The 3,420-nt window shown below is 47.1% G+C and carries 2 rRNA genes; both read left to right on the top strand.

The features are described 5' to 3' along the window. Positions 1-122: 122 nt before the first annotated feature. A 23S ribosomal RNA gene (locus AOM43_RS06175) occupies positions 123-3,071 on the top strand. A gap of 163 nt (positions 3,072-3,234) precedes the next feature. Beyond that, positions 3,235-3,349: ribosomal RNA gene (gene rrf / locus AOM43_RS06170) — 5S ribosomal RNA — on the top strand. Positions 3,350-3,420 lie beyond the last annotated feature (71 nt).

Below are 3,420 nucleotides of genomic sequence, written 5' to 3'. Positions count from 1 at the left end.
TTTTTAAAATAATCACTGATAAAAATCGACGCTTGAAGAAGAATTCTTCATAAAAAATGGCGAAAGTCCGCAAGGACTATAAAATCGAACTCTTATATTAAAGCTTGTTCCAATATATATTTGGTCAAGCTATTAAGGGCTGCTGGTGGATGCCTAGGCATCAATAGGCGATGAAGGACGCGTTTACCTGCGAAAAGCTCCGGCGAGCTGGAATAAAGCTGCGACCCGGAGATATCCGAATGGGGCAACCCAATGGGACTAATCTCCCATTATCTTTAGCTGAATACATAGGCTATAGAAGCGATACCTGCTGAACTGAAACATCTTAGTAAGCAGAGGAAAAGAAATCAATTGAGATTCCCTAAGTAGCGGCGAGCGAAACGGGATGAGCCCAAACCAAAGTCTTTGACTTTGGGGTTGTAGGACCAGCCAAAAGATTTGGAAATTCTAGTCGAATACTTCTGGAAAGTTGAGCGACACAGGGTGATAGCCCCGTAGACGAAAGAATGACCAAACAAGGCAGGCACCTGAGTAGGGCCGGACACGTGAAACCCGGTCTGAATCTGGGGAGACCACTCTCCAAGGCTAAATACTAATTGATGACCGATAGTGAACCAGTACCGTGAGGGAAAGGTGAAAAGAACCCCGATGAGGGGAGTGAAATAGAACCTGAAACCAGCAGCTTACAAACGGTCGAAGGCCTATGTCCTTTTTAAGGAAATGGCTAACGGCGTGCCTTTTGCATGATGAGCCAGCGAGTTACTATTAAATGGCAAGGTTAAGGGACAACGTTCTGGAGCCGAAGCGAAAGCGAGTGTTAAAAGCGCGTATAGTCATTTGATGTAGACACGAAACCGAGTGATCTATCCATGACCAGGTTGAAGCAAGGGTAACACCTTGTGGAGGACCGAACTAGTTGCCGTTGAAAAGGCTTTGGATGAGTTGTGGATAGGGGTGAAAGGCCAATCAAACTCGGAGATATCTTGTTCTCTTCGAAATAACTTTCGGGTTAGCCTCGAACATAATTATCTACAGGGGTAGAGCACTGAATTCACGCGGGGGCCTACCGGCCTACCAAAGGAAATCAAACTCCGAATACTGTAGATTCGTTCGGGAGATAGACAGTGGGGGATAAGCTTCATTGTCAAAAGGGGAACAGCCCAGATCGCCGATTAAGGCCCCAAATTCTATGCTAAGTGAGTAAGGAAGTGGAGTTTCTAAAACAGTTGGAATGTTGGCTTAGAGGCAGCCATCATTTAAAGAGTGCGTAACAGCTCACCAATCGAGAAACTCTGCGCCGATAATATCCGGGACTAATAAGCATAGAGCCGAAATCGCGGGTTTAGCTTGTAAAAGCTAAGCGGTAGGAGAGCGTAGTATGTGCAGCGAAGATGTACCGTAAGGAGCATTGGAGCGCATACTAGTGATAATGCATGGCATGAGTAAACGATAAAGGAGGTGAAAATCCTCCTCGCCGAAAATCCAAGGTTTCCAGGGTAAAGCTCGTCTTCCCTGGGTTAGCCGGTCCCTAAGCCGAGGCTGAAAAGCGTAGGCGATGGCAAGCAGGTTAAATATTCCTGCGCCACCTAAAACTATGATGATGAGTTGACGAAGTACGTTAAGCACGCGGACGATTGGAAGTGTCCGTGGACATATGAGGCCGGCTAGTAGGCAAATCCGCTAGCATAAAGCCAGGTATGGACCAAGGGGAGCCCTCGGGTGAACCGATAGTGTAGCGCAACGCTTCCAAGAAATAGACTCTAATCGTTGATGGTGACCGTACCAAAACCGACACAGGTGGATGGGAAGAATATTCTCAGGCGCGCGAGAGAACTCTCGTTAAGGAACTCGGCAAATTATCCCCGTAACTTCGGGAGAAGGGGAGCCACGGGGTGTGACATTCTTCGCGAATGAAGCATCAAGTGGCCGCAGAGAAATGGCCCAGGCGACTGTTTAACAAAAACACAGCACTATGCAAAGTCGTCTAAGACGAAGTATATGGTGTGATGCCTGCCCAATGCCAAAAGGTCAAAAGGAGAAGTTAGTGCGCAAGTGCGAAGCTTTGAATTTAAGCCCTGGTGAATGGCGGCCGTAACTATAACGGTCCTAAGGTAGCGAAATTCCTTGTCGGGTAAGTTCCGACCTGCACGAATGGTATAACGATCTGGGCACTGTCTCAACGAGAGACTCGGTGAAATTGTAGTAGCAGTGAAGATGCTGTTTACCCGCAATAAGACGGAAAGACCCCGTGAACCTTTACTGTACTCTGATATTGGCTTTTGACTTGTCATGTGTAGGATAACCAGGAGACATTGAAGTCCCCTCGTCAGGGGGGATGGAGTCAACGTTGAAATACTGGTCTTGACAAGCCGGAAATCTAACGAAATTCCATGAATCTGGAATTCGGACATTGTCAGACGGGCAGTTTTGCTGGGGCGGTATCCTCCTAAAAGGTAACGGAGGAGTCCAAAGCTTGCCTCATCGTGGTTGGTAATCACGAGTCGAGCGTAAAGGTATAAGGCAAGTTAACTGCGAGACCAACAAGTCGAGCAGATACGAAAGTAGGGCTTAGTGATCCGGCGGTGGAAAGTGGAATCGCCGTCGCTCAACGGATAAAAGGTACTCCGGGGATAACAGGCTTATCGCCACCAAGAGTTCATATCGACGTGGCGGTTTGGCACCTCGATGTCGACTCATCGCATCCTGGGGCTGGAGAAGGTCCCAAGGGTTTGGCTGTTCGCCAATTAAAGCGGTACGCGAGTTGGGTTCAAAACGTCGTGAGACAGTTTGGTCCCTATCTGTTGTGGGCGTAGGATACTTGAGAGGAGCTGCTTCTAGTACGAGAGGACCGAAGTGGACGAACCAATGGTGTTCCGGTTGTTCTGCCAAGAGCATCGCCGGGTAGCTATGTTCGGAAAGGATAAGCGTTGAAAGCATCTAAACGCCAAGCCCCCCTCAAGATAAGGTATCCCTATGAGACTCCATGTAGACCACGTGGTAGATAGGTTGGGTGTGTAAGCACAGTAATGTGTTGAGCTAACCAATACTAATCAGTCCATTGGCTTGACCACCTTTTTTTAAGAATGAAGAGATGAAGACCATAAAGTCATCTTGGATAGAAAGTGGTCACAAATTATGAATTTTTCACAAGCGAACAATATAAGAGACGCCAAGTGAAGAAAGAGAATTCAAGCGTCGATTTTTATAAGTGATACAATCATTTGCCAGATTTTGCTTGGTGGCATTGGAGAAGAGGAAATACCTGATCCCATCCCGAACTCAGAAGTCAAGCTCTTTATCGCCGATGGTACTGCACACAAGAGTGTGGGAGAGTAGGTCGCCGCCAAGTCTTTTTTTATTCCATCCTTTGATGGACTATCTTTCAAACCCTAATAACTCTCGTTGTTAGGGTTTTTTTGT

The sequence above is a fragment of the Parachlamydia acanthamoebae genome, assembly GCF_000875975.1.
Classification (GTDB): Bacteria; Chlamydiota; Chlamydiia; order Chlamydiales; family Parachlamydiaceae; genus Parachlamydia; species Parachlamydia acanthamoebae.
The sequence above is the reverse complement of the archived record's forward strand: the minus strand, read 5'-3'. Positions and strand labels throughout refer to the sequence as shown.